General features: G+C 32.6%; 3 protein-coding genes. All 3 read left to right on the top strand.

Features of this window, described 5'->3' with window-relative positions; translation table 11 throughout:
* Nucleotides 1-2120, top strand: a 2120-nt coding sequence (locus AB3X49_RS19110; protein WP_367964054.1) for a glycosyltransferase, incomplete at its 5' end; no start/stop codon positions are given.
* 6 nt (nt 2121-2126) lie between these two features.
* A complete protein-coding gene (locus AB3X49_RS19105) occupies nt 2127-3257 on the top strand; it encodes an aminotransferase class I/II-fold pyridoxal phosphate-dependent enzyme (RefSeq protein WP_367964052.1) in 1131 nt (376 codons plus the stop codon).
* Complete coding sequence (locus AB3X49_RS19100) at nt 3250-3816, top strand: acyltransferase (protein ID WP_367964049.1); 567 nt, start codon at nt 3250-3252, stop codon at nt 3814-3816. Before AB3X49_RS19105 ends, AB3X49_RS19100 begins: the two co-directional genes overlap by 8 nt.
* Nucleotide 3817 lies beyond the last annotated feature (1 nt).

The following is a 3817-nucleotide window of genomic DNA, read 5'->3' as shown; positions in this document are numbered from 1 at the left end:
CTATGAGGTTATTTCATACGGATACAATTTTAGATGGAGCCCAATTAGGAAATATGGTAATTATGAATCAAAAAAATTATATAGGTGAACCCACAACGGTATTATTTCGTAAAACTGATTTAATAGAACCGTATGGTATGTTTGATAAAAGGAAATATTTATGTAACGTAGATGTAGCCTCATGGTTATCCTTATTAAGTAAAGGAAGAGCGGTATATATATCGGAGACACTTAGTTACTTCCGATTACATCCAGGTCAACAGTTGAATGAATCTAATAAAATTATGGAGGGATTAGAGGATTTTGCACATAATATTATAGTTGGAGAGAAATATGGTTTTTTAGCTAATGAAAAAGAGTTAGACAAAGCAATGACTAATTTTCTAGACTATGCAAGAAGAATAGTTCCATCATCACTATTATATACATTAGATTTTTATCAACAAATTAAGCAAAAGCAAATAAGTATAAAAAAGAAAAAACAGTTTATTAATAACAAATCTTCTTTGCCCAAGGTTAGTATACTTATTCCTGCCTACAATAGACCTCATTATTTGGAATTAGCTCTCACAAGTGCTTTGAATCAAACCTATGAAAATATTGAAATTATTATTTCTGACGACAGTACGAATGATGAAGTCAGCGCTATGATCCAGCCATATTTAAGTGAGTATGAATGCATTACATATGTTAAAAATGAAACCCCATTAGTTGCTGAAAACTTTAATAAATGTATAGAACTTGCGAATGGGGATTATTTAAACTTTTTATTAGATGATGACTTATTTCATCATGAAAAGATCGAGAGAATGATGAAATACTTTTTGACTTTAGAAAATATTTCATTTGTGACGTCATATCGTGAACTGATTGATGAGAATGGAGAGATATTACCACCCTCAACACTGAATATGAAAATTGCGAAAGAAACTACACTTTTTGAAGGAAAAGAATTAGGGAATTATATATTAAAAAACTTAAAAAATGTAGTTGGAGAGCCGACAACTGTTCTGTTTAATCGGGAGTTGTTTGAAGGGAAGTTTGGGTATTTTAAAGGAAAAGCTTATTCTGCTATTAATGACATTGCAACATGGCTAGATATGATGAGGAAAGGAAAAGTAGTTTATATACAAGAACCTCTTAGTTATTTTAGACAACATAGTGGACAAAATCAAAAACAAATGCACTTTATATTAATGACTATTGAAGAGTGGATTGAATTAATTATAGATGCACACAATAGTGGGTTTTTAAATGCTGAAAATGATTATAAAGAGAGTTTATCTTATTGTTTGGAGAATGCGGGATTTATAGTGAAGGATGCAGTAAGAAGAGGGGAAATAAACCAAATATATAATGAAAAGATAAAAAATGGATTAAACAAACTAGTCACTCATATATTCGAAAAAGAAGTTTGTTACTGCCAATATTGCAATCAAGAATTTAACAATTTTTCTCCTTGGCCAGCACATTATGATTTTCCAAGATATACATTTGAGATGTGGAATAAAGATACTGGTATTTGTCCGGTTTGTTACTCAATGGATCGTGAGAGATTGTATCGTGCGTACATTGAAACGGAAACAGATTTGTTAAGTGGCGAACATACAATGCTTCATATTGCGCCTGAAGCGAATCTAAGAAGATGGCTCAATGAACATAAAAACATTACTTATGTATGTGGGGATTTAGAGCCAAAGGATTTTTTTATGGAGGAAATTGATGTCACAAGGCTTACGTATGAAAATAATGCTTTTGATGTAATTCTATGCAGCCATGTCTTAGAACACGTTCCAGATGATGAAAAAGCGATGCGAGAGCTATATAGGGTACTAAAACCAGGTGGATGGGGCATTATTCAAGTACCAATCGTAATGAATGTAGAGTTTATTATAGAGGATAAATCTATTGTAACACCACAATTGAGAAAAATAGTTTTTGGTCAAGAGGATCATGTAAGAATTTATAATCAATCTGGATTTATTCAACGATTAACGAATGCAGGATTTAAGATGGAATTGTATAATGTAGCTGAAAAATCCGGGATGGAAAGTGCTAGGAAATTAGGATTATCTGAAACTGATATGCTCTACATTGTCCGAAAGGATAGAAAGGAATAGATAAATATGGGAAATGTCCCCTTTTTACGCGCCTCAGTTGTACCCGTGAATGAGTATTTGGATGAATTGAAAAAAATTGATATATCGCACATATATACGAATTATGGACCCTTAAATCAACATTTTGAAGAAACCATTATGTCTAATTTTTTTAAAGGTAGGGGAGCTGTTACAACAGTAGCAAACGCAACGATGGGATTAATGGCGGCTATTCAGCTTAAGAAAAGAAAGAAAGGAAAGTACGCTTTAATGCCTAGTTTTACATTCCCTGCTACAGCATTAGCGGCTATATGGTGTGGATTAGAACCTTATTTTATTGATATTTCTTTAGATGATTGGTGTATGGATAAAACAGTACTTGTAGATAAGGTTAATGAATTAAAAGAAGAGGTTGCAATCGTTGTTCCATATGCAACATTCGGCTCATGGATGGATTTGAAAGAATACGAGGAATTAGAAAAACAAGGCATGCCAGTAGTTGTAGATGCGGCGCCAGGATTTGGATTGATGCATGGAGGGGTGCATTACGGTCAGGACTTTAGTGGGATGGTAGTATATAGTTTTCATGCAACAAAACCTTTCGGAATCGGAGAGGGTGGTATGATATATAGCTATAATGAAAAAGATATATATCATATTAAAAGAATGGGTAATTTTGGATTTGATAATAATCGTGAATGTACAATGATGGGGTTTAACTCTAAAATGTCTGAGTATGCAGCTGCTATTGGGATTGCAACGATAAACAGCTGGAATCCAAAAGTGCAAGAGCGAAATCGTATTGCGGATTGGTATAAACAATTACTACAAAGTACCGGATTAATGAAAAAAGGATGGAAAGTTCAAAAGACAGAAGCAGTGATTCATCAATTTATGCCTATTCTCTGTCCAAAAAAAATTCACAATACGCAAGTAATAGAAGTGTTGAAAAAGCAAAAGATAGAAGCTAGGTCATATTTTTCACCATCTTGTCACCAACAAGATTTCTTTAAAAACTATAAATCTACAGATTTAATAAATACAAATAAAATAGCAAAACAAATAATTAGTCTACCTTTATGGGAAGGAATGACGAAAGAAATAGTGGAGCAAATTATAATGTGTTTAATGCAGAAGGTGGTGTCCACAGATGAATAGTTTTTATAGTGAAGAAGAGTTGAGCGAAATTGGTTTTCTATCTATAGGGGGAAATGTATTAATAAGTAAAAAAGCCAGCATATATAATCCAGGTGCTATATCTGTTGGAAATAATGTAAGGATTGATGACTTTTGTATTTTAAGTGGCAAAGTTACGATTGGAAGTTATTCGCATATAGCAGCATATACAGCTTTATATGGAGGAGAAATGGGGATTGAAATGCATGATTTTGCAAATATTTCATCAAGAACAATTGTATATGCAGCCATTGATGATTTTAGTGGAAATACATTAATGGGGCCAACTATTCCAAATCAATATAAAAATGTGAAAGCTGGAAAAGTTATCTTAAAAAAGCATACGATTATTGGTGCGCATTCTATTATTTTTCCAAATGTAGTGATAGGAGAAGGAGCAGCAGTTGGTGCGATGAGTATGGTAAAAAAAAGTTTAGATGATTGGTATATTTATGTTGGGGTACCCGTAAGAAAAATAAAAGCCCGTAAAAGAAAGATAGTAGAATTAGAAAATGAATTTTTAAAAAACATTAATTCCTGAG

It is taken from the genome of Bacillus sp. C30, from assembly GCF_040838255.1.
GTDB lineage: Bacteria > Bacillota > Bacilli > Bacillales > Bacillaceae_G > Bacillus_A > Bacillus_A mycoides.
This window is presented reverse-complemented; position numbering and strand designations above follow the sequence as displayed.